The sequence below is a fragment of the Xenophilus arseniciresistens genome (assembly GCF_028023875.1).
GTDB lineage: Bacteria > Pseudomonadota > Gammaproteobacteria > Burkholderiales > Burkholderiaceae_C > Xenophilus > Xenophilus arseniciresistens.
Genome location: NZ_JAQIPB010000002.1, coordinates 128,480 through 149,021, shown reverse-complemented (window position 1 = coordinate 149,021; position 20,542 = coordinate 128,480). Strand labels below are relative to the sequence as shown.

Below are 20,542 nucleotides of genomic sequence, written 5' to 3'. Positions count from 1 at the left end.
CGCATCCAATGAGGGCTGTGACGCGATTCGCGTGACGTGCGCTATCTTTGCTGGATGCCGGAGACCCTGCCATGACCGATCAAGAAGCCGACTACCGCCCGCCCGCCGGCCGTTCCCCCTTGCCCTGGCTGGTGCTGGTGGTGGTGCTGGCCGTGGCCGGCTACTTCGGCTGGCGCGCCTGGCAGCAACAGCAGGCACGCGATGCCGGCCCGCCGCCGCTGACCCAGGCCCCGCCGCCCGAAGACCGGCCCGAAACCCCGCCCGCCGCGCCACCGGCCGGGCCGCAGAACCCGGTGGATGCCATCGCACCGGCCGACACCGCGCTGCCCGCGCTGGCCCAGGCCGATGCAGCGGTGCGCGACGCGCTCAACGGCCTGATGGGTGCGGCGCGCGTGGGCCAGTGGCTGCAGGTCGATGGTTTCGTGCGCCGCGTCGTGGCCACCGTGGACAACCTGCCGCGCGAACACGCAGCGCCGGCCGTGTGGCCCGTGCGCCCCATGGCCGGCCGCATGCCGCTGACCGGCGAGGGCGACCTGCAGACCCTCGCGCCCGAGAACGCTCAGCGCTACACGGCCTTCATCGCGATGGCCGAATCGGTGGACAGCGTGGCCGGTGCCCGCGCCTATGCGCGGCTGTACCCGCTGTTCCAGCAGGCTTATGAAGAGCTGGGCTACCCGGGCCGCTACTTCAATGACCGGCTGATCACCGTGATCGACCACCTGCTGGCAGCCCCGGTGGCCGAAGGCCCGCTGGCCATCCGCGTGGTGGAAGTGCGCGGCGAGGTGCCCAGCGAGCGGCCCTGGCTGCGCTATGAGTACGCCGATCCGCGCCTGGAAGCCCTGTCGGCCGGCCAGAAGCTGATGCTGCGCATGGGCAGCGAAAACGCGCAGCGCGTGAAGGTGGTGCTGCGCGCCTGGCGTGCGCAGCTGGCGCGCATGCCGGCTGCTGCCAAGCCTGCGGGCCAGTAGAGAAGCGGCCTCAGTACACGTCGCGCCGGTAGCGGCCGCTGGCTGCCAGCTGCGCCAGCGCCTCTTCGCCCAGCACGGCCTCCAGCGCCCGGTGCACGCTCTGCGCCATGCCCTGGCGCTGGCCGCACACGTACAGCGCCGCACCGCGGCCCACCCAGTCACGCAGCATCGCGGCCTGCGGCGCGATCAGGTCCTGCACATAACGCGCGGCCGTGCCAGGCTCGCGCGAAAAGGCGCGGTCCAGCTGTTGCAGCAGGCCCTGCGTGCGCCAGGCCTGCAGGCGGCTGTCCCAATGCCGGTCTGCACTTGCGCTGCGTTCACCGAACATCAGCCACGCAGGCGCGACAGCCTGCCCGGCATGGCGTGCCTGTTCACGCGCCGTGAGCAACGCAGCCAGGCCGGCCAGCCCCGTGCCGTTGCCGATCAGGATCAGCAAACGTTCTGCTGCCGGCCCATGAAAGCCCGGGTTGCTGCGCAGCTGCAGCGTGAGCGTGTCGCCCAGCGCGAGTTCGCGGCACAGCCAGCCTGAGCCCCGGCCGGCGCTGCCATCGGGCCGATGCACTTCTCGCACCAGCAGTTCGGCACGGCCTTCATGGGGCAGCGAGGCCAGGCTGTATTCGCGCCAGGCTGCAGCCTGGCCTTCGCGCGCGGGCAGATGGATGCGCACCACGTCGCCGGCCTGCCAGTGCGCGCCGGCGTCCAGCGGCTGCAGCACCAGGTGGTGCACCGGCGCGCCGGGGCTGCCTGCGTTGAGCACATGGCGCTGCTGCAGGCGCCAGGCTTGCGGGGCCGACAGCGCACCGGGCGCGGGCGTCATCGCTTCGCCCTTGAGCGTGGATGTGCCTGCAAAGCGTGCGCAGTTCTGCAGCCAGGCCTGCCAGACCTGCGGGTCGTCGTTGTCGGCTTCCAGCGGCGCAAAGGCCGCGCCGGCGCCGCTGGCCTGCAGCCAGTCGTTCAATCGCCGGCCAAAGCCGCAGAAGCGCGCGTAGCTGCGGTCGCCGCGCGCCACCAGGCCGTACTGCAATTTCTGCAGCTGCTGCGGCGCGTGCATCAGGCGCGATTCGAACAGCGCCGCGTTGTCGGGCGCGTCGCCTTCGCCCGTGGTGCTGGCCACCAGCAGCAGCCGCGTGGCGCCTTGCAGCTGTGCGCCGTTCAGCCGGTTCAGTGGCAGCAGGCGAACGGCGCAGCCCTGGCTGGCCAGTTGCTGCGCGGTGCGTTCAGCCCATTGCGCACCCTGGCCGCTCTGGCTCGCATAGGCGATCAGGATCGGCTCGCCCTGCGCCCCACCGCCGCTGGGGCGGATGTGGCCGTGCCGACGCTGGCGCCACGGAATGAGCCACAGGGCGAGCCACAGCGCGACGGCCAGCGCGGCCCAGGCGCTGCGCGCCGCATCGGGCGTCCACGCGTTCAAAGCGCTTCTCCGGCCAGCATCGCGGCCATGGCCGGGCTCAGGTGGTGGTGCAGACCCTGCGCATCGCGCACCGTGATGCGCGCCGCCAGGTCGTGCTGCACGGCCCAGCGCAGCGCGTGTGCCACGCCCATCACGGTGAAGGCGGTGGCCAGTGCATCGGCCACCATGGCCTGCGGATGCAGCACCGTGACGCTGGTGATGCCATGGGCGGCCGGATGCCCCGTGCGCCCGTCGAGCGTGTGCGACAGGCGCCGGCCTTGGTGCATCACGAAGCGCTGGCCGTCGCCCGAGGTGGCCACGGCCATGTCCACCAGCGCGAGCAGGCTGCGCGGGCCGGTGCTCGCATCCGGCGCCAGCGGCTCCAGCTCCACCCACCAGGGCTGCAGGTCGGGCTTGAGGCCTCTGGCCTTGAGCTCGCCGCCAATCTCCACCAGGTGCACGGCCGAGCCCTCGCGCAGCAGCGCGGCGCTGACCTGGTCCACCGCCCAGCCCTTGGCGACGCCGCTCAGGTCCAGCCGCAGGCCTGCGGGCTTGTGCAGACTGCGATCGGCAGCGTGGGCATGCACACGCTGCCAACCGCTGAGCTGCCGCGCGGCCTGGATCTGCGCCTCATCGGGCAGTGGCGCAAGCGGCAGCTGGCGCGGTCCGGGCGGGCCGAAGCCCCAGAGATTGACCAGCGCGCCCAGGGTCGGGTCCACCGCGCCCCGGGTGCTGCGCGCCAGCTGCAGGCTGTGGCCGATCACCGACCAGGCCTCGGGCGAGAACTGCCAGGGTCCGGCGCCGGCCTCGTTGAAGCGCGCCAGTTCGCTGTGCGCATGCCAGTGGCTGAAGAGGTCGATGGTGCGTTGCAGCGCCCGGTCGACGGCCTGCGCCAGCCGGTGTGCGGGCAGCGTGGGCGGCGCATAGGCCTGCACGCACCAGCGCGTGCCCATCGCGCTGCCCTCGAAGCGGTGCGCGGGCCAGTCGCGCGCGGGCCGCAGCGGCGGGGTGGGCCCTGCGGCTTGCGGCAGAAAGACTTCGTTCTTCGGCGGCACCGCCATCGTTGCGCGGGCGCTCTCAGCCATGGATGAAAAGCAGCGCGATCAGCACCGGCGCCAGCAGGCTCAGGCCGGTCAGCGGCCAGGTCAAGGGACGCGTGCGGCCATGCATCCACAGCAAAGCCAGGCCCGTGAGCGTGAACACGATGCAGCTCAAAGCCAGCACATCGATGAAGGCCGACCACACGCCGCCGGTGTGGCGGCCCTTGTGCAGGTCGTTGAAGTAGGCGACCCAGCCGCGGCTGCTGCGCGTGTAGATGGCCGTGGCGCCCTCGCGCTCGATCCGCAGGCTGGCTTCGCCGCCGGGCAGGGACTGGCTCAGGAACAGCTCGTCGGCATCGGCCTCGGCCGTGGCCTGGCGCACGTCGGCGCCGAACTGCTGGCGCACCCAGTCGGCCATGGCCGGTGGCAGCGGCTGCTCGCCTTCTTTGGGCAGGGCCTGCAGCGTGGCCTGCAAGGGGGCGGGCAGCGTTGCGCGCTGCACCTGGCTGCTGGGGGTGGCCGAAAACCAGCCCGCATGGTTGAGCGTGAAGCCCGTGATGGCGAACAGCAGCATGCCGGCCAGGCTCAGCGCGGCCGAGATCCAGTGCCAGGTGTGCAGTTGCTTGAGCCAGAAGGCGCGCATGGATGGGGAGGATCAAATGACGAAAGCCACGGCACCGAAATGCCGTGGCCTGGGGGGCGCGAAGCTCAACTTCGCGTGGGCTTAGAACGCGATACGGGTGACGCTTTCGTTGCTGCCGCGCGCGGCATCACGCCCGTTCTTCACGGTCACGAACAGCACGTTGTTGCGGCTGTCCAGCGCGAGGCTGTTGGGGTGGGCCGGCAGTGCGATGGTCTGCAGCAGCTGCTGGCTGCGCGTGTCGAACACGCTCACGGTGCCGGCGCCGCGGCTGGTCACGTACAGGCGCTCGCGCTGCGCGTCGAACAGCGGTGCGATGGGGCCGTCGCCCGTGGGCAGGCTGGCGCGGATCGCGGCCGTGTCGGCGTCAAACACCACCACGCGGTTGCCCGGCGTGGGCTTGAAGCCCGGCTCGGCCTTCTGGCGCCGCTCGCTGATGCTGGCCAGGCCCTGGTCGGTGGCGAACAGGCGCTTGCCCTGCGCGTCGTAGGCCAGGTTCAGCAACTGGTCGGCGGCCACCGCATGGTGCTTGCGGATGCTCAAGCTGCGCGTGTCCACCTCGTACAGGCCGCCGCGCATGTTGGAGATGAACAGGCGGTTGTTGGCGGCGTCCAGCGCAATGCCCGTGGCCACCTGGCCAAAGCCGGGGATGACCTTCTCGCGCGTGAGCGTGCGGGTGTTGAGCACGTACAGCGCGCTGCCGTCCGAACTCAGCCCGGGCGCATACACGCGCTGGTTGGCGCTGTCGATCACCAGCTCGCGGAAGTGGTGCTCGTACTTCTCCTTGCCGTCGGCGCCCTTGACCTTGTCCATCATCTCGATGGTCTTGATCACCTGGTTCGTGGCCGTGTCGACCACGGTGATGGAGCCCTGCGTGGTGTTGCCGATGTACAGGCGGTTGGCCGCGTCGTCCAGCGCCAGGCCGAAGCCGCGCAGCGGCAATGCAAGCTCGCCCTTGACGGCCAGTGTGGCCGGGTCCAGGCGCAGCAGCTTGCTGGCCGGCGCGTTCTCGCCAAAGCCACCGGCCGAGGCCACGAACACCGTGTTCTGGCGTGCCGAGTAGGCGATCTCATACACGGCCGGCGCCACGGCCGCGCGCTGGATCTGCGCGGCCTGCACGGTGCGGTACGGGGCTGCGGGCGCCTGCGAAGTCGGGGTGCTGCCGCAGGCCGAGAGCAGGGCGGCTGCCAGCAGCGCCAGCGGAAGGAGGGGACGGATGTTCATGCTTTCTTCCTTGTCTTTAAGGCCGGACGGTCACCGTGACCGCGCCCAGCTCCTTGTTGCCCTGGGCGCTGGCGCTGTTGGCGGCGCCGCCCCAGTCGAAGGGCACGCGCAGCAGTTCGCGCTCGCCCTGTTCACGCGCCACTTCCACGGCCAACTGGTAGCGGCCCGCGGGCAGGCCGGCCAGCGTGCCCTTGGCATCGGCGAACTGCAGTGCATGCGTGCCAGCCGGGCGCGTGGCACCGCTGATGCCGTCGGCCGGCAGCGCGAGCTTTTCGCCGCTGCTGCGCCACCAGGTGCGCAGCTGGCGCAGCCAGCTCTTGCCCAGGCCGTCGCGCAGCTTGGTGTCGTACCACACGGCCAGTGGCCCGACCACGGCCTTGTCGTCGGCCTTCTCCACCCACGCTGCCAGGTAGGGCCGGTAATAGGTGGCGGTATCGATGGCCGGCAGCGTGAGCTGCACGTTCAACGATGCAGCGGCGGCCGGGCCGCCCGCGGCCAGCGCGGCCAATGCCGCGGCGCACAGCGTCAGCCGCGCGCCGCCGGCTTGCAGAGGCTGGGTCATGGCGGGCGCTGCGCTCAGTTGTTGTCGGCGTTGCCGCCTGCACGGCGCTCGGGCTGCGGGTCGTCGCGCGACACCACGCCGTCTTTGTTGGTGTCCAGGTTCTTGAAGGTCTTGTCGGCAATGGCCCGGTCTTCGGCGACGGTGAACTTGCCGTCGCGCGCGCGGTTGACGAGCGCGAAGCGCACGTGGGCCTGCTTGATGTTGCCCTGGTAGCGCTCGTCGGGCTGGCGGCCTTGCTCGAAGTACTGACGCTTGAGCCGGCCTTCGTATTCGGCCACGTACTCGGCTTCGCTCAGCACGCCGTCGCCATTGGTGTCGGCGGCGCGAAAGCGCTGCATGCGGATGGCGTCGAACTCGGCGCGCGTGACCTTGCCGTCGCGGTCGGCGTCGTAGCTGCCCAGGAAGGCGTCCAGGCCATGGCCGCCGGCGGGGCGGGCCGGGCCCTGCGTGGGTGCGGGGCTGGCGCAGGCGCCCAGCAGGGCGGCCAGGGCCACGCTGGCCAGCAGGGGCTTGCGGGAAGTGCGATTCATCATCAGGTGCTCCTCAGGTGGGGGTTGGCAGGGATCAGAAATCCACATTCAGGTTGACCGCGAAGGTGCGGCCCGGCGCGGTGGACAGCTCCAGCTGCTGGCGGTCGCGCGCCAGCGAGGGCTCGAGGTTGCGCGTGTTGCTGTAGTTCCAGTACTTCTTGTCGCCCAGGTTGTAGATGCCGGCCGTCAGGCGCACGTTGGGGCTGACGCGCCAATAGCCGCTCAGGTCGAAGCGCGCGTAGCCCGGGATGCGGTAGTAGGTGACGGTGGCGTCGGTCAGGGTCTGGCCGGGGTTGTTGCCGAAGGACAGGCGGTTGGTGGCCTGCGCCTGCTTGCCGCGCACGAAGGTGCCGGTCAGGTTCACGCCCCATCGCTTCTCGGGGGCGTCGTAGCCCACGCCGATGATGGCCTTGCCGGGCTGCACGGTGTCCAGCGGCACGTCCTTGTCGCCGGCGTAGTTTGACTTGGAGTCGCCCTTGCTGTAGCCGAAGGCCCAGGTGCTGTAGAGGCCGCGCGCAGCCGGCGTCCACACGCCGTGGTCCAGGCGCACGGCCAGCTCGGTGCCGTAGATGGTGGCTTCGTCGCGGTTGCTGGCCTGGTACAGGATGCTCAGGTTGTTCTGGATGTTGACGAACTTCTCGGGGTTGTTGGCGCGCGTGTAGCGGGTGTAGGAGATGAAGTCCTTGTAGCGCGTGTAGAACACCGAGCCGTTGAGCGTCACGCCCGGCGTGGGCGAGCCCTTCAGGCCCAGGTCGAAGGCGTTGCTGGTTTCCTTCTTGAGGTTCTTGTCGCCCAGCAGGGCGTAGCTGCCGCCGCCGCTGTTCCAGTAGCCGAAGATCTCGCTGTTGGTGGGCGCGCGGCCGCCGCGCTTCCACTGGGCGTAGGCCGTCAGGCGCGGTGCCACGTCATAGGTCACAGCCAGGCTGGGGCTGACGATGGTGTTGGCCGGCGCGTCGCCGTACATGCTCTCCAGCTGCGCCTGGCTGATGCGCGGGTTGTTGAAGCTGCCGGTGTTGCGGATCTCGGGGGCCACGCGGTCCACGCGCAGGCCCGGGATCACGGCCAGGCGACGGCCGCCGACGTTGAAGTCGATGGTGTCTTCCACGAACACGCCCGAGCGCACCGTGAGCGTGTCGGGGAAGGGCTGCTGGGTGGCGAAGCTGCTGGCGAACTGGTCGGTGGACCAGAAGGGGTGCGAGTTCTTGGTGCGCGAGTAGTTGAAGCCGAACTTGAGGTGGTGGTTGGCCACGCGCTTGTCGGCCACGCTGGAGATGCCCATCTGCTCGGTGCTGTTGCGCGAGATCTCGCGCGTGCGGGCGCGGCTGGGGATGGCGACCGTGTCGGTGGTGTCGTCCATCGAGCTGTCCTGCGTGTACAGGCGCGTTTCCAGGCGGTCCAGCCAGCCCCCCACGGGCGTCCAGGTGTGGGCCAGCGACAAGGTGGTGCGGCCGGTCAGCGCTTCCTGCGTCGAGATGCCGCTGCGCGCCGTGGCCAGCGTGTTCCAGGCGTCGTAGGCCGAGTGGCTGGTCTTGCGATAGAGGTCGGCCGCCAGCTCGAGCTTGTGCTCGCTGTTGATGCGCGTCACGCCCTTGAGCAGCAGCGCGTCGGTGTGCCAGGTCTCGGGGTAGGCGGCGAAGCTGTCGCTGTTGTTCTGGGTCTCTTTGCCGTCGCGGCGCACGTAGCTGATCAGCGCGCTGGTGTTGCCCCACAGGCCGGCGGCCGTGACGCCTTTGGTCCAGGCGCGGTTGGCTTCGCTGTAGCCCACCTTGGCGCCGGCATACCAGGGCTTGGTCACGCTCACATACTCTTCGGGCGACTTGCTCCTGAAGCTCACGGCGCCGCCGATGCCGCCGGCCGTGCGCTGCGCGTTGGTGGTGCCGGACTGGATCTCCACCGAGGAGTACATCTCGGGGTCGATGAAGTCGCGGCCCATGCCGAAGGTGGCGTCCTGCGAGCGCGCGGTGAAGGGCGCGCGGCTCACGGCGTCGGGCATCTCGATGCCGTCCACGTCCAGGCCGATGCGGTTGCCTTCCAGGCCGCGGATGTTGTAGCCCGTGGTGCCGCCGCGGTCATAGCGGCTGGCGCCCTTGGAGGAGCCCGACACGATGCCGGGCGCTTCGACCAGCGGCTGGTAGCGGATCACGTCGGCGATGCCCGTGCCGCCTGCGCGCTCGATGTCCTGCTGGTGGATGACGGTCTTGGTGCCCGGTTCCTGGCGCAGCGCGTCGGCATGGACCTCGATGGCCGGCAGCACCGGGCGAGCAGCGTTCGCGGCAGTGCCGCTGTCGGCCTGCGCGAAGGCCGGTGCGGCGGTGGCCAGCAGCAGGCCCTGCACGGCCAGGGCCACGAGGCTGGGCCGGAGGCGGTCGGGATGCTGTTGGGAGCGTTGTGCGTGGGCGCGAGCGCGCCTTGCGCACGCGAAGTCGGACGAGGCCATGGTTGCTGCCTTGGGTTTCAGAGGTGGATTTGCTGGATTCAGCCCTCTGAAACAGGACACGCATCTGGCTAGGTGGCGCGGATTCTAAGGATGCAAATAAGAACTAGTATCAATAAGGCCAAATATGTCACTGAAATGTCGCGCACTGGCGACAGTGCGCGGCGGTCGGCACCGACGGCCCAGCAAAAAGGCGCGGCGGGTTAGAACCCTGCCGCGCCTTGTTGTTTCGGCTGCTGCAACGCGCAGCGCGATCAGTCTTCGCCAGCCGCCAACGACTCGACGGGCACGCAGCTGCAAAAGAGGTTGCGGTCGCCATAGACGTTGTCCACGCGGCCCACGGGCGGCCAGTACTTGGCCTGCTTGAGCGTGGCCAGCGGGAAGGTGGCGATCTCGCGCGAGTAGGGGTGCGGCCAATCGGTCGCGGCCAGGGTGGCGGCCGTGTGCGGCGCGTTCTTGAGCGGGTTGTCCTCGCGCGGCCACACGCCTTCCTCAATGCGGCGGATCTCGCCGCGGATCGCGATCATGGCCTCGATGAAGCGGTCCAGCTCCGCGAGCGGCTCGCTCTCGGTGGGCTCCACCATCAGCGTGTTGGCCACCGGGAAGCTCAAGGTGGGCGCGTGGAAGCCGTAGTCGATCAGGCGCTTGGCCACGTCCTCGGCCATCACGCCGCTGCTGTCCTTGAGGCCGCGCAGGTCCAGGATGCATTCGTGCGCCACATGGCCGTTCTTGCTGGCATACAGCGTGGGGTAGTGCTCGGCCAGGCGCGCGCTGATGTAGTTGGCGCTGAGGATGGCCGTCTCCGTGGCCGCCTGCAGGCCGGCCGCGCCCATCATGCGGATGTACATCCAGCTGATCGGCAGCACGGCCGCATTGCCATAGGGCGCCGCAGACACGGCGCCCACCGTGCCCGCCTTGCCGCCGGTGGCATGGCCGGGCAGGAAGGGCACCAGGTCTTCGACCACGCACACCGGGCCCACGCCCGGGCCGCCGCCGCCGTGCGGAATGCAGAAGGTCTTGTGCAGGTTCAGGTGGCTCACGTCGCCGCCGAACTCGCCGGGCGCGGCCACGCCCACCAGCGCATTCATGTTGGCGCCGTCCACGTACACGCGCCCGCCATGCGCATGCACGATCTCGCACAGCTCCTTCACGCGGGTTTCGAACACACCGTGCGTGCTGGGGTAGGTGATCATCACGCAGGCCAGTCGCTGCGCATGCTTCTCACAGGCGCGCCTGAGGTCATCGATGTCGACGTTGCCCTGCGCGTCGCAGGCCGTGACCACCACCTGCATGCCCACCATCTGCGCGCTCGCGGGGTTGGTGCCGTGCGCGGAAGAGGGGATCAGGCAGACGTTGCGCTGCGTGTCGCCGCGACTGGCATGCCAGGCCTGGATGGCCAGCAGCCCCGCGTATTCGCCCTGGCTGCCCGCGTTGGGCTGCAGGCTGATGCCGGCGTAGCCCGTGGCTTCGCACAGCCAGGCGCGAAGCTGCGCGTCCAGCTCGGCATAGCCGGCCAGCTGCTCGGCCGGCGCGAAGGGATGGACCTGCGCAAACTCGGGCCAGGTGATGGGGATCATCTCGCTGGTGGCGTTGAGCTTCATGGTGCAGCTGCCCAGCGGGATCATGCTGCGGTCCAGCGCCAGGTCCTTGTCGCTCAGGCTGCGGATGTAGCGCAGCATGGCGGTCTCGCTGTGGTGCGTGTTGAACACCGGATGCGTGAGGAAGGCGCTGGTGCGGCGCAGGTCCTCGGGGATGCGCAGCGCGGTGTCGTCCGCGAGCTGCTCGAAGCGCGGCATGGGCGTGCCCGCGGGCACGAACAGCGCCCACAGCGACTCGACGTCGGCGCGCGTGTGGGTCTCGTCCAGCGAGATGCCCAGGTGCTGCTGCAGGCGGCTGCGCAGGTTCACGCCGGCCTGCTGGGCGCGCGCCAGCACCTGCTGCGTGTCCTCGCCGGTCTTGACGGTGATGGAGTCGAAGGCCGTGTCATGCACCAGCGGGCGGCCCATCTGCTCCATGCCGCGCGCCAGGATGGCCGTGAGCAGCGCCACGCGCTGCGCGATGCGCGTCAGGCCCTGCGGCCCGTGGTAGACCGCGTACATGCTGGCGATCACGGCCGGCAGCACCTGCGCGGTGCAGATGTTGGAGGTGGCCTTCTCGCGCCGGATGTGCTGCTCGCGCGTCTGCAGCGCCAGCCGGTAGGCGGGCGCGCCGTGGGCATCGACGCTCACGCCCACCAAGCGGCCGGGCAGCGAGCGCTTGAAACTGTCGCGGCAGGCCAGGTAGGCCGCGTGCGGACCGCCCGCACCCATGGGCATGCCCAGGCGCTGCGTGTTGCCGCAGACGATGTCGGCATCCCATTCGCCGGGCGGCACCAGCAGCGTCAGCGCCAGAAGGTCTGCGGCCACGCAGAAGGCCGCGTCCTTGGCATGGGCCATGCCGGGCAGCGGGCGCAGGTCATGCACCTTGCCCGTGGTGCCGGGGTACTGGGCCAGCGCGCCGAAGAATTCGCCATTGGCCATCAGGTGCGGCAGCGTCTCGCTGGCCGTGCTCACCTTCACCTCGATGCCCAGCGGCGCGGCGCGCGTGCGGATCACCTCGATGGTCTGCGGATGGCAGTCGCCCGAGACCAGGAAGACATTGCTTTTGCTCTTGACGCTGCGGCGCGCCAGCGTCATGGCTTCGGCCGCGGCCGTGGCCTCGTCGAGCATGGAGGCATTGGCAATCGCCATGCCCGTGAGGTCTGTCACCAGGGTCTGGAAGTTGACCAGCGCTTCCATGCGGCCCTGCGAGATTTCGGCCTGGTACGGCGTGTAGGCCGTGTACCAGGCCGGGTTCTCGAGGATGTTGCGCAGGATCACGCCCGGCGTCAGCGTGCCGTAGTAGCCCTGGCCGATGAAGTTGCGCGCCACCTTGTTCTTGGCTGCCAGCGCGCGCAGCTCGGCCAGCGCCTGGGATTCGCTCACCGCGGGCGGCAACTGCATGGCCTGGCTGCGCCGGATGGCCGGCGGCACGATGCTGGTGATCAGCGCCTCGCGCGTGCTCTCGCCGATGGCCGCGAGCATGCGTGCTTCCTCCTCGCCATCGGGGCCGATGTGGCGGGCAACGAATTCCGCGGGGTTTTCCAGTTCGTGCAGCGAGGGCAGGGCGGGCGTGGTCATGGTCGGATGACAGGGCTGGGAGATGAACAGGCCGCGAAGCGGCCTGGGGGATTGCTCAGTTATCGGCTGCAAACTTGGTGTAGGCGGGCTCGTCCATCAACTGGTCGAACTCCGCCATGTCGCGCTCGCCCAGGTGGACCTTGAAGAACCAGCCATTGCCCATCGGGTCGCTGTTGGCCAGCGAGGGATCGGCGCGCAGCGCTTCGTTCACTTCGACGACTTCGCCGGTCACGGGCATGTAGATGTCGGCAGCGGCCTTGACGGACTCCACCACGCCGGCCACTTCGCCTTGCTTGAAGGTCTTGCCCACTTCGGGCAGGTCGACGAAGACCACGTCGCCCAGCGCTTCCTGCGCGTGCAGCGTGATGCCGACGGTGGCCGCCTCATGCTCTTCGGCGATCTCGATCCATTCGTGGTCTTTGGAGTAATGAACGGTCATGGGTTGTTTCCTGCAAAAAAGGTCAAGGAGGGGCCTGGAGTATGGCGCGCGGCAGTGTCCGGGCCGGTGTCAGTGGGTGTCGGGATTCAGCCGCGCCAGTAGCGCGCCGGCACGAAGGGCATCTGCGTCACTTCCATGGGCACGGCCTTGCCGCGCACCACGGCCTGGATGCGGGTGCCGGGCTGCGCAAAGGCCGCGGCCACGTAGCCCATGGCAATGGGGCGGTCGACCGTGGGCGCCAGCAGGCCGCTGGTCACGGCGCCGATGTCATGGCCTTCCAGGTCCTGCAGCAGCGAGCCCTCGCGCACCGGAATGCGCTCCAGCGCCACCAGGCCCACGCGCTGGCGCGTGAGGGTCTCGCGGTCGGCGGGCATGGCCGCCGCCTCGAGCTGGGCCAGCACCTTCTGCGCGCCCGGAAAGCCGCCTTCGCGCGCGCCGCCGCGGCGCCGCACCTTCTGGATGGCCCAGCTCAGCGCCGCTTCCACGGGCGTGGTCGTGGTGTCGATGTCGTTGCCGTACAGGCACAGCCCCGCTTCCAGGCGCAGCGAGTTGCGCGCGCCCAGGCCCACGGGCTGCACCTCGGCGTGGGCCAGCAGCAGGCGCGCCAGCGCATCGGCATCGGTGCCGGCCACCGAGATCTCGAAGCCGTCCTCGCCGGTGTAGCCGCTGCGCGTGACGAAGGCCGCGATGCCGCCGATCTGCACCTGGCCGCCGGTCATGAAGACAAAACGCTCGATGCCCGGCGACAGCCGCGCCAACACGGCGGCCGCCTGCGGGCCCTGCAGCGCCAGCAGCGCGCGCTCGGGCAGGGGCTGCACCTGGCAGCGCTGGCCGATGCGGGCCTGGATGTGGGCGATGTCCGATGCTTTGCAGGCCCCATTGACGATGACGAAAAGCGAGTCTTCGCCCTCGTTGAAGAAAATCAGGTCATCAAGGATGCCGCCTTCGTCATCGAGCAGCAGGCCGTAGCGCTGCTTGCCGGGCGCCAGGCCGATCACGTCCTGCGGCATCAGCGATTCGAGCGCGGCGGCGGCATCGGGCCCCGTCAGCCGCAACTGGCCCATGTGCGAGATGTCGAACAGGCCTGCGGCGCTGCGGGTGTGGCGGTGCTCGGCGATCAGCCCGGCCGGGTATTGCACCGGCATCGAATAGCCGGCAAAGGGCACCATGCGCGCGCCCAGTTCCAGGTGCAGGGCATGCAGCGGCGTGCGCTGCAGTTCATCGGCGAAGGGGGCGGGAGCGGCCATGGCAGGTCCAGTCAAGGGGCAGTCAACACCGCAACCTGCGTTGCGGGCCACCCCTGCTGTCCCGGGTACCTGAGAGATTCACCACGCGCATCGCCACAGGAAAGCGGGGATGGGGGCTTGCTCCTTCGGTGGGCCGCCTCGGCGGGCGGCCTCTCTCCAGCAAGGAAGCGCCCATTTGCACGGGCGCGCGCGCCAGTCCTTTTGCCTGAGCGTTCGGGGCCATGCCCTGCGCCTTCGGCGGCCGTGCACTTGCGTGCCTTGGCTCTCTCCTGACGAGTGGGCGCAGTATAGCCACGCGCCGGGCCGCCAGCGCCCCGCAGGCGGCCGGAACGGCTCAGGCAGCGACCACTTCCAGCAGCCGGTCCAGCCCGCCGCTGTCGATGGCCACCATGGCCTCGGCGCGCACGCGCGGCTTGGCGTGGAAGGCCACCGACAGCCCGGCCTCACCCATCATGGGCAGGTCGTTCGCGCCGTCGCCCACGGCAATGGCCTGCCTGGGCGAGATGCCCATCAGCGAAGCCACTTCCAACAAGGTGCGGCGCTTTTCTGCGCCGTCGCAGATGTCGCCCCAGCTTTGCTGCACCACCTGGCCGGTGAGCACACCGTCCTTTTCTTCCAGCAGGTTGGAGCGCGCGAAGTCGATGCCCAGCCGCTGCTTCACGCGGTTGGCAAAGAAGGTGAAGCCGCCCGACACCAGCAGCACCTTGAGGCCGGCCGCCTGGCAGGCCTTCACGAGCGCCTCGGCGCCCGGGTTCAGTTGCAGTCGCTGGTCATAGACCTCTTGCAGGGCGCTGGTGGGCACGCCCTGGAGCAGCGCCACGCGCCGGCGCAGGCTCTCCTTGAAGTCGGCGATCTCGCCGCGCATGGTGGCCTCGGTGATCGCGGCCACCTCGGCCTTCTTGCCCACCGCGTCGGCGATTTCGTCGATGCACTCGATGTTGATCAAGGTCGAGTCCATGTCGAAGGCGATGAGCTTGAAGTCCTGCAGGCGCAGCCCGGGCGCGATGCCGCGGATGTGAAGCCCGGGGGCGAATTCGGTGGCGGAAGAGGGCAGGGAGGACATCGGCAATGCGCGTTCGGCAATGAAGCAATGGCGGCTATTGTCGGGGCCCCGCGCCTTGGGGGCCTGCGCGTGCGCGCAGGCCCGGGCAGGCTCAGTCCAGCTCCGCGCGCCGGGGCATGTCTGCCCCGCGGCGCGAGCAGGTGATCGCGGCCGCGCGTGCGGCAAAGCCCAGCAGCGCGTGCAGCGCGTCTTCGTCCAGGTCCCCGAGCGCCTCTGCCGTGAGCGCGCCGCGCTCGTCCAGCCAGGTCAGCAGCGCGGCCTGGAAGGTGTCGCCCGCGCCCACGGTGTCGATCTTGTCCATCTCGGGCGCCGGCACGCTGGCATGGCCCGCGCGCGTCCAGGCGCTTGCGCCCTGGCTGCCGCGCGTGACCACCACCAGCGCCGCGCCCCGTTCCAGCCAGCGCGCGGCGGCTTCCTCGGGCGGCTGGCCCGGGTAGAGCATGGCCAGGTCCTCGTCGCTGACCTTGACCAGGTGCGACAGGGCCACCATCTCGGCCACCACCGCCTGCCAGCGCTCCAGGTCGGGCTCGACATTCAGGCGCACGTTGGGGTCGTAGGCCACCAGCAGCCGGTGGCGCTCGCGCGCAGCCAGCGCGCGCAGCACGCTGCCGACCGGCTCGACCAGCAGCGCATAGGAGCCCAGCTGCAGCACGCGCGTGTTGGGCGGCAGCGCCGGCAGCGTGTTCCAGGTGATCTGCCGGTCGGCCGCGCCCTCGCCGTGCAGCGCGTAGCGCGGCACGCCGCGCGCGTCGATGCTCACGGCGCAGAAGGTGCTGGGCGCATCGCTGCGCACCACCAGCGAGGTGTCCACGCCTTCCGTCTGCAGCGAGGCCAGCAGCCGCTCGCCCATCGCGTCGGTCGACAGGCCGGTCAGCAGCGCGGCCGGCCGCCCCAGCCGCGCCAGGCCCTGCGCAACGTTGAGCGGCGAGCCGCCGATTCGGGCGTCCATCACCATGCCGGTGGATGTGGCTTCGCCCATGTACACATCCATCAGTGCTTCACCACAAACCACGAACACGTTGCGTCTCCCCTGTTCAGCGCGCTGCTGCCCAGCCCTTGTAGTCCTTGACGTTGTCGCGCGTCACCAGCTTGGAGGGCAGCAGCACCATCTGCTGCGCCGGCTTCTTGCCATTGAGCAGGTCCTGGCCGATCTCCACCGCCTTCTGCGCGATCATGTACGGGTCCTGGCTGGCCGAAGCCTGCACCTGGGTGTCGGTCTTCAGCGCCGTCTCGATGTCGGGTGCGCCGTCCACCGCAGTGATGACGATGTTCTTGCGGTTGAGCTGCTTGGCCGCCAGATCGGCACCCACGGCCTGCGGATCGTTGATGGCGAACACCGCATCCACCTTGGGAAAGCGCGTCAGATGGCCCTGCATGACGTTCAGGCCGCCCTCGCGCGTGCCCTTGGCGTCCTGGTCGTCGGACAGGATCTTGATGCCCGGCGCCTTCTTGAGCATGTCCTTGCAGCCCTTGACGCGGTCGATCACGGCCGAGACCTGCGGGCCGTTCTGGATGATGACGTTGCCCTGACCCTTGAGCTTGTCGACGATGAACTGGCAGGCAATCTCGCCGGCCTGCACGTTGTCGGTCTGCACCGTGGCGTCCGCGCCATTGGCGGCCACGTCCACGCCCACCACTGCGATGCCGGCCTTCTTGGCCCGCACCAGCGCCGGTTCGATGGCCTTGGCATCGGCCGCGTTCACCAGGATGAGGTTCACGCCGGCGGCAATGAAGCCGTCGATCTGGGAGAACTGCTTGTTCAGGTCATAGTCGGCCGACAGCGCGGTGACCTTCGCGTTGGGGTTGATGGCCTTGATCTTCGCCTCGGCGCCCTTGGCAAGCGCCACGAAGAAGGGGTTGCCCAGCGTGCCGAGCGTGATGCCAACGCTCTTGATCTGCTGCTGGGCCTGGGCCGCCAGGGGCAGCGAGAGGACCGCGGCCGCGGCGGCCAGTGCGACGAGTTGCTTGCGCATGAGATATCTCCTTGAAGTGAGTGACAGCGTGGTTGAGGAAATTGATGGCCTGAGCGAGTTCAGGTGCGGGCCGAGCCCTTGCGGCGGTACCCGTCCAGGATGACGGCGCCGATGATCACCAGGCCCTTGATGATGTATTGCCAGATGTCGGACACGCCCATCAGGATCAGGCCGTTGGTCAGCACTGCAATGATCAGCGCGCCCACCAGCGTGCCCAGGATGGAGCCGGTACCGCCCACCAGGCTGGTGCCGCCCAGCACCACCGCGGCAATGGCGTCCAGCTCGTAGGACATGCCCAGTTGCAGGCCGTTGGCCGCATACAGCCGGGCCGAGGCCATGACGCCGCCCAGCCCCGCCAGCAGGCCCGAGGTGGCATACACGAACAGCAGGATCAGCGGCACCTTGATGCCGGCCAGGCGCGCAGCCTCGGGGTTGCCGCCCACCGAATAGATGTTCAGGCCCAGCACCGTGCGGCGCAGGATGAACCACGAGATGGCAACCACCGCAAAGGCAATGATGACCAGCCATGGCACGCCCAGCACTTCGCCATTGCCCACGAAGGCAAAGGGCAGTTGCGGGTTGAACACCGTCTTGTCGTCGGCCAGCAGGCGCGCAATGCCGCGCACCGCCGTGAGCGAGCCCAGCGTCACGATGAAGGGCGAGAGCTTGAGCACGGCGATGAGAAAGCCGTTGATCAGCCCGAACACCAGCCCGCATGCCAGCCCGGCGAACATGCCCAGCATGCCCAGGCCCGGAATGGTGGACACCAGCAGCGCGGCCACTGCCGACACCGCCAACACCGAGCCCACCGCCAGGTCGATGCCGCCGGTCAGGATCACGAAAGTCATGCCGGCGGCCAGCACGATGTTGATGGACGCCTGCTGCGTGATGATGGTCAGGTTCTGCACGCTCGCGAAGCTTTCGGTGGTCAGGGCAAAGCCCACGCACAGCAGCACCAGCACCGGCAGCATGCCCAGCGCGCTGATCAACTGTTTTGCATTGCCGCCGGCAGGGCGGGGCGCTGCGCCTTGCGAGGCGACGGCTGCGAGAGAAGTCTTGTCGTTCATGGTTGCCTTCCTGAGGGTGAATGTGTGACAGCTGTCAGTGCAGCACGGGGGGTGGGGCTGAATGCGCGCCCGTGGCCAGCGCGCCTATGTTTTCCTGGGTGATGGGTTCGCCGGTGCTGCCGCCCAGTTCACCGACCAGCTTTCCTTCGCGCATGACCACCACCCGGTCACACACGCCAACCACCTCGGCCAGCTCGCTGGAGATGACCAGCACCGCCATGCCGTTGCGCGCCAGCTCGTCGATGAGGCGGTAGATCTCGCTCTTGGCGCCGATGTCCACGCCGCGCGTGGGTTCGTCCAGGATCAGCACCTTGGGGCCCAGCTCCAGCAGGCGCGCCAGCAGCACCTTCTGCTGGTTGCCGCCCGACAGCGAACCCACGTTCACCTTGGGCGAAGCCACGCGGATGGTCAGCTGCTTGATCGAGTCGAGCGCGCGCTGGGCCGCGCGCCGGCCGTCCATCACGCCGCCGGGCCGGGCGTCGCGCGGGCTGACCATCACGTTGATGTTGTCGCGCACGCTCATGTCCAGGAACAGGCCCTGGTGCTTGCGGTCTTCCGTCAGGTACAGAATGCCGTGGCGTACCGCATCGATCGGCTGGTTGACCTTGATGGGCGTGCCGGCGCCATCGCTGAGCTCGCCGCTGCTGCGCGCGTCGGCGCCGAAGATGAGCCGCGCCAGCTCGGTGCGCCCCGCGCCCACCAGGCCCGCAACGCCAAGCACCTCGCCGGCGTACAGGTCCAGGCTGCAGCCGCGCACGCGCGCGCCGTCGGCAAAGTTGCGCACCGCCAGCGCCTGCGCGCCGGTGTGCTGGCCGTGGTGCTCCTTGCGGTAGAAGCCCGAGAGGTCGCGCCCCACCATCATCTTCACCAGCTTGTCGCGCGACAGCTCGGCCCGGTTGAGCGTGCCCACGTAGGTACCGTCGCGCAGCACCGTCACCTCGTCGGCCAGCTCGTCGATCTCGTCCATGCGGTGGCTGATGTACAGGATGGCCAGGCCTTCGCTGCGCAGCCGCTTGACCAGCGCGAACAGCTTGTCGGTTTCGTGCGTGGACAGCGGCGTGGTGGGCTCGTCCATCACCAGGATGCGGCAGTCGAAGTGCATGGCGCGCGCAATCTCAACGAGCTGGCGCTGCGCGATGGAAAGCGTCTCCACGATCGTGGACGGCTTGAAGTCCGCTCCCAGGCGCTCCAGCGTGGCAACGCAGGCCTTGGCCATGGCGGCGCGGTCCACCTGCCCGGCGCGCACCAGCGGGCGGCCCATGTAGATGTTTTCCGCCACCGTCAGGTTGGGCGCCAGGCTCAGTTCCTGGTAGATCACCGACACGCCCAGCGCCTTGGCGGACAGCGGGCCGTCAATGGCCACCGGCTTGCCGTCGATGAGGATCTCGGCGCCGGCGTCGGGTGTGTAGGCGCCCGAAAGAATCTTCATGAGCGTCGATTTGCCGGCGCCGTTCTCGCCCATGAGGGCATGCACGAGACCCTTGTCGGCCCTCAACCGCACGTTCTGCAAGGCCTTCACGCCCGGGAAGGTCTTGGAGATGTTGCGCAGTTCAAGGAGCGGGGGTGAACCTTCATTCATGTGAACTCTCCTTTGCGTGGTGGGAAAAGCGGGAAGGGTGCTGCCCGCGCAGCACGTCGGCGCGTGGCGAGAAACTGAAGAACATCGGCAGGCTGGCCGCGCCGATGGAGCCTGCGTTGTGGCCGAAGCTGCCGTGCAGCAGCCGCGGGGTCTGGCGCGCCTCGGGGGCGATGCGGCGCAGCCCTTCGTCGGTGCGCCGGATGAGCTCGGCCACGAGACCGTCGTCGATGTCGCAATCGATCACCACGGCCGGCAGGTCCAGCACGGCGAGCGAGGCGCGCAGCGAAGGCACCAGGGCCTCCACGCAGTCGTCCAGCCATTCCTTCACTTCGGGGCGGCCCGATGTCACGCAGGCGGCCAGTTCGGCTTGGTTGTGCACGGGCACGCCGTGGTGGCGCAGGTGGCGGCGCAGCGCGTTGAGCGAGGCGCGGGACAGCAGGATGTCCCAGGGGCCAGCGGAAGGCGGCGCCGAGGCCAACCTGCTGGGCAGCACCGGCATGAGCCCGAGATCGGCTGCATTGCCCGTACTGCCCAGCAGGCTTTCCCCCCCCATGACCGCTCCGGCGCCCAGGGCCGCGCCCAGGAAGACATAGAGAAAGTCGTCTTCAGCGTGGCCAGCGCCGAAGCACAGCTCGGCGATGGCCGCGGCATTGCCGTCGTTTTCCTTGAAGACCGGCTGCCCCAGCGCCTGCGAGAGCAGGGCGCCGAAGTCCACCTCGTCCCAGAGCCGGAAATCGGCCTGCAGGTCGAGTTCGCGCAGCCAACTGCCCAGGTTGTAGGGCTGCGCCAGGCCGACGCCCGTCAGCCGCCGGCGCTGGGATTCGTTCAGCACTTCGAGCAGGCGCGCGATGCTCCGGCGCACCCGCTGGAGCGCTTCGTCCGGATGAGGCAGCAGCAGGTCGTGCGCCTCGCGCGCCAGGATGCGGCCCCCGAGGTCGATCAACACCGTCTCGATGCGGGTGCGGTCCAGCCGGACCCCGATGCCGTAGGCGCCGCCCGGGTTGATCCGGTAGAGCCCGGCCGGCTGTCCGCGCTGGCCTTCCTGGCGCCGACCGGCGGCCTCGATGAGCTGCGACGCTTCCAGCGAATGCACGATGCTGCCCACGGCGGAATTTGTCAGCCCGGCCCAGCGGGCCAGATCGGCCTTCGAGGCTTCGCCCGCACGACGCAGGCGCTGCAGCAGCATCCGCTCGTGGTAGAGGCGCAGGTTCGCCGAATTCGTTCCCCG

Annotated in this window: 17 protein-coding genes and 2 riboswitches; of the genes, 1 reads left to right on the top strand and 16 read right to left on the bottom strand. The window is 69.4% G+C overall.

Translation table 11 applies throughout. From position 1 onward, the window contains the following. The first annotated feature begins 71 nt into the window (after window positions 1-71). A complete protein-coding gene (locus tag PGB34_RS05240) occupies window positions 72-968 on the top strand; it encodes a DUF3014 domain-containing protein (RefSeq protein WP_271427035.1) in 897 nt (298 codons plus the stop codon). Window positions 969-978: 10 nt separating this feature from the next. Here PGB34_RS05240 and PGB34_RS05235 read toward each other — a convergent pair whose 3' ends face one another. From PGB34_RS05235 to PGB34_RS05160, 16 genes are all read right to left on the bottom strand, one after another. Next, complete coding sequence (locus PGB34_RS05235; protein WP_271427034.1) at window positions 979-2,379, bottom strand: NADPH cytochrome P450 oxidoreductase family protein; 1,401 nt, start codon at window positions 2,377-2,379, stop codon at window positions 979-981. Continuing rightward, window positions 2,376-3,443, bottom strand: a complete 1,068-nt coding sequence (locus PGB34_RS05230) for an FAD:protein FMN transferase (RefSeq protein ID WP_271427033.1) — start codon at window positions 3,441-3,443, stop codon at window positions 2,376-2,378. Before PGB34_RS05230 ends, PGB34_RS05235 begins: the two co-directional genes overlap by 4 nt. Next, window positions 3,436-4,041 (bottom strand): PepSY-associated TM helix domain-containing protein, encoded by a 606-nt coding sequence (locus tag PGB34_RS05225; RefSeq protein WP_271427032.1) that lies wholly within the window; start codon window positions 4,039-4,041, stop codon window positions 3,436-3,438. The genes PGB34_RS05230 and PGB34_RS05225 overlap by 8 nt, the downstream gene beginning before the upstream one ends. Before the next feature lie 81 nt (window positions 4,042-4,122). Further along, window positions 4,123-5,262, bottom strand: a complete 1,140-nt coding sequence (locus PGB34_RS05220; RefSeq protein WP_271427031.1) for a YncE family protein — start codon at window positions 5,260-5,262, stop codon at window positions 4,123-4,125. Between the two features lie 16 nt (window positions 5,263-5,278). Next, window positions 5,279-5,824: a DUF2271 domain-containing protein gene (locus PGB34_RS05215; protein WP_271427030.1), complete on the bottom strand. Its 546-nt coding sequence runs from the start codon at window positions 5,822-5,824 to the stop codon at window positions 5,279-5,281. A gap of 14 nt (window positions 5,825-5,838) precedes the next feature. Then, window positions 5,839-6,357, bottom strand: coding sequence for an EF-hand domain-containing protein (locus PGB34_RS05210; protein ID WP_271427029.1), 519 nt, complete (start codon window positions 6,355-6,357; stop codon window positions 5,839-5,841). A 31-nt stretch (window positions 6,358-6,388) separates the two neighbouring features. Further along, entirely contained in the window at window positions 6,389-8,701 is a 2,313-nt protein-coding gene (locus tag PGB34_RS05205; RefSeq protein ID WP_271427028.1) for a TonB-dependent hemoglobin/transferrin/lactoferrin family receptor, read from the bottom strand. Between the two features lie 341 nt (window positions 8,702-9,042). Further along, window positions 9,043-11,946: an aminomethyl-transferring glycine dehydrogenase gene (gcvP, locus tag PGB34_RS05200; protein ID WP_271427027.1), complete on the bottom strand. Its 2,904-nt coding sequence runs from the start codon at window positions 11,944-11,946 to the stop codon at window positions 9,043-9,045. A 55-nt stretch (window positions 11,947-12,001) separates the two neighbouring features. Further along, window positions 12,002-12,385 (bottom strand): glycine cleavage system protein GcvH, encoded by a 384-nt coding sequence (gene gcvH, locus PGB34_RS05195; RefSeq protein ID WP_271427026.1) that lies wholly within the window; start codon window positions 12,383-12,385, stop codon window positions 12,002-12,004. 86 nt (window positions 12,386-12,471) lie between these two features. Beyond that, window positions 12,472-13,632 carry a glycine cleavage system aminomethyltransferase GcvT gene (gene gcvT / locus PGB34_RS05190; protein ID WP_271427025.1) on the bottom strand — a complete coding sequence of 387 codons (1,161 nt, stop codon included), beginning with the start codon at window positions 13,630-13,632 and terminating at the stop codon, window positions 12,472-12,474. Window positions 13,633-13,678: 46 nt separating this feature from the next. Further along, window positions 13,679-13,802, bottom strand: a riboswitch (glycine riboswitch). Between the two features lie 13 nt (window positions 13,803-13,815). Then, a riboswitch (glycine riboswitch) is annotated at window positions 13,816-13,914 on the bottom strand. A gap of 52 nt (window positions 13,915-13,966) precedes the next feature. Continuing rightward, the gene (gene serB, locus PGB34_RS05185; RefSeq protein ID WP_271427024.1) at window positions 13,967-14,695 is read right to left on the bottom strand and encodes a phosphoserine phosphatase SerB; all 729 of its coding nucleotides are present in this window, start codon (window positions 14,693-14,695) and stop codon (window positions 13,967-13,969) included. Window positions 14,696-14,786: 91 nt separating this feature from the next. Then, window positions 14,787-15,707, bottom strand: a complete 921-nt coding sequence (locus PGB34_RS05180; protein WP_333909022.1) for a carbohydrate kinase family protein — start codon at window positions 15,705-15,707, stop codon at window positions 14,787-14,789. 22 nt (window positions 15,708-15,729) lie between these two features. After that, a complete protein-coding gene (locus PGB34_RS05175) occupies window positions 15,730-16,668 on the bottom strand; it encodes an ABC transporter substrate-binding protein (RefSeq protein ID WP_271427022.1) in 939 nt (312 codons plus the stop codon). A gap of 59 nt (window positions 16,669-16,727) precedes the next feature. After that, window positions 16,728-17,735 (bottom strand): ABC transporter permease subunit, encoded by a 1,008-nt coding sequence (locus tag PGB34_RS05170; RefSeq protein WP_408647832.1) that lies wholly within the window; start codon window positions 17,733-17,735, stop codon window positions 16,728-16,730. Window positions 17,736-17,769: 34 nt separating this feature from the next. Beyond that, on the bottom strand, window positions 17,770-19,314 hold the full coding sequence (locus tag PGB34_RS05165) for a sugar ABC transporter ATP-binding protein (RefSeq protein ID WP_271427021.1): 1,545 nt from the start codon (window positions 19,312-19,314) through the stop codon (window positions 17,770-17,772). After that, complete coding sequence (locus PGB34_RS05160; protein WP_271427020.1) at window positions 19,307-20,500, bottom strand: ROK family protein; 1,194 nt, start codon at window positions 20,498-20,500, stop codon at window positions 19,307-19,309. The genes PGB34_RS05165 and PGB34_RS05160 overlap by 8 nt, the downstream gene beginning before the upstream one ends. Window positions 20,501-20,542 lie beyond the last annotated feature (42 nt).

Coding starts and splice junctions, on each gene's coding strand:
- PGB34_RS05240 (WP_271427035.1), top strand. CDS start 72: ATGACCGATCAAGAAGCCGACTACCGCCCGCCCGCCGGCCGTTCCCCC.
- PGB34_RS05230 (WP_271427033.1), bottom strand. CDS start 3,443: ATGGCTGAGAGCGCCCGCGCAACGATGGCGGTGCCGCCGAAGAACGAA.
- PGB34_RS05225 (WP_271427032.1), bottom strand. CDS start 4,041: ATGCGCGCCTTCTGGCTCAAGCAACTGCACACCTGGCACTGGATCTCG.
- PGB34_RS05220 (WP_271427031.1), bottom strand. CDS start 5,262: ATGAACATCCGTCCCCTCCTTCCGCTGGCGCTGCTGGCAGCCGCCCTG.
- PGB34_RS05215 (WP_271427030.1), bottom strand. CDS start 5,824: ATGACCCAGCCTCTGCAAGCCGGCGGCGCGCGGCTGACGCTGTGCGCC.
- PGB34_RS05210 (WP_271427029.1), bottom strand. CDS start 6,357: ATGATGAATCGCACTTCCCGCAAGCCCCTGCTGGCCAGCGTGGCCCTG.
- gcvP (WP_271427027.1), bottom strand. CDS start 11,946: ATGACCACGCCCGCCCTGCCCTCGCTGCACGAACTGGAAAACCCCGCG.
- gcvH (WP_271427026.1), bottom strand. CDS start 12,385: ATGACCGTTCATTACTCCAAAGACCACGAATGGATCGAGATCGCCGAA.
- gcvT (WP_271427025.1), bottom strand. CDS start 13,632: ATGGCCGCTCCCGCCCCCTTCGCCGATGAACTGCAGCGCACGCCGCTG.
- serB (WP_271427024.1), bottom strand. CDS start 14,695: ATGTCCTCCCTGCCCTCTTCCGCCACCGAATTCGCCCCCGGGCTTCAC.
- PGB34_RS05175 (WP_271427022.1), bottom strand. CDS start 16,668: ATGCGCAAGCAACTCGTCGCACTGGCCGCCGCGGCCGCGGTCCTCTCG.
- PGB34_RS05170 (WP_408647832.1), bottom strand. CDS start 17,735: ATGAACGACAAGACTTCTCTCGCAGCCGTCGCCTCGCAAGGCGCAGCG.
- PGB34_RS05165 (WP_271427021.1), bottom strand. CDS start 19,314: ATGAATGAAGGTTCACCCCCGCTCCTTGAACTGCGCAACATCTCCAAG.
- PGB34_RS05160 (WP_271427020.1), bottom strand. CDS start 20,500: ATGCTGCTGCAGCGCCTGCGTCGTGCGGGCGAAGCCTCGAAGGCCGAT.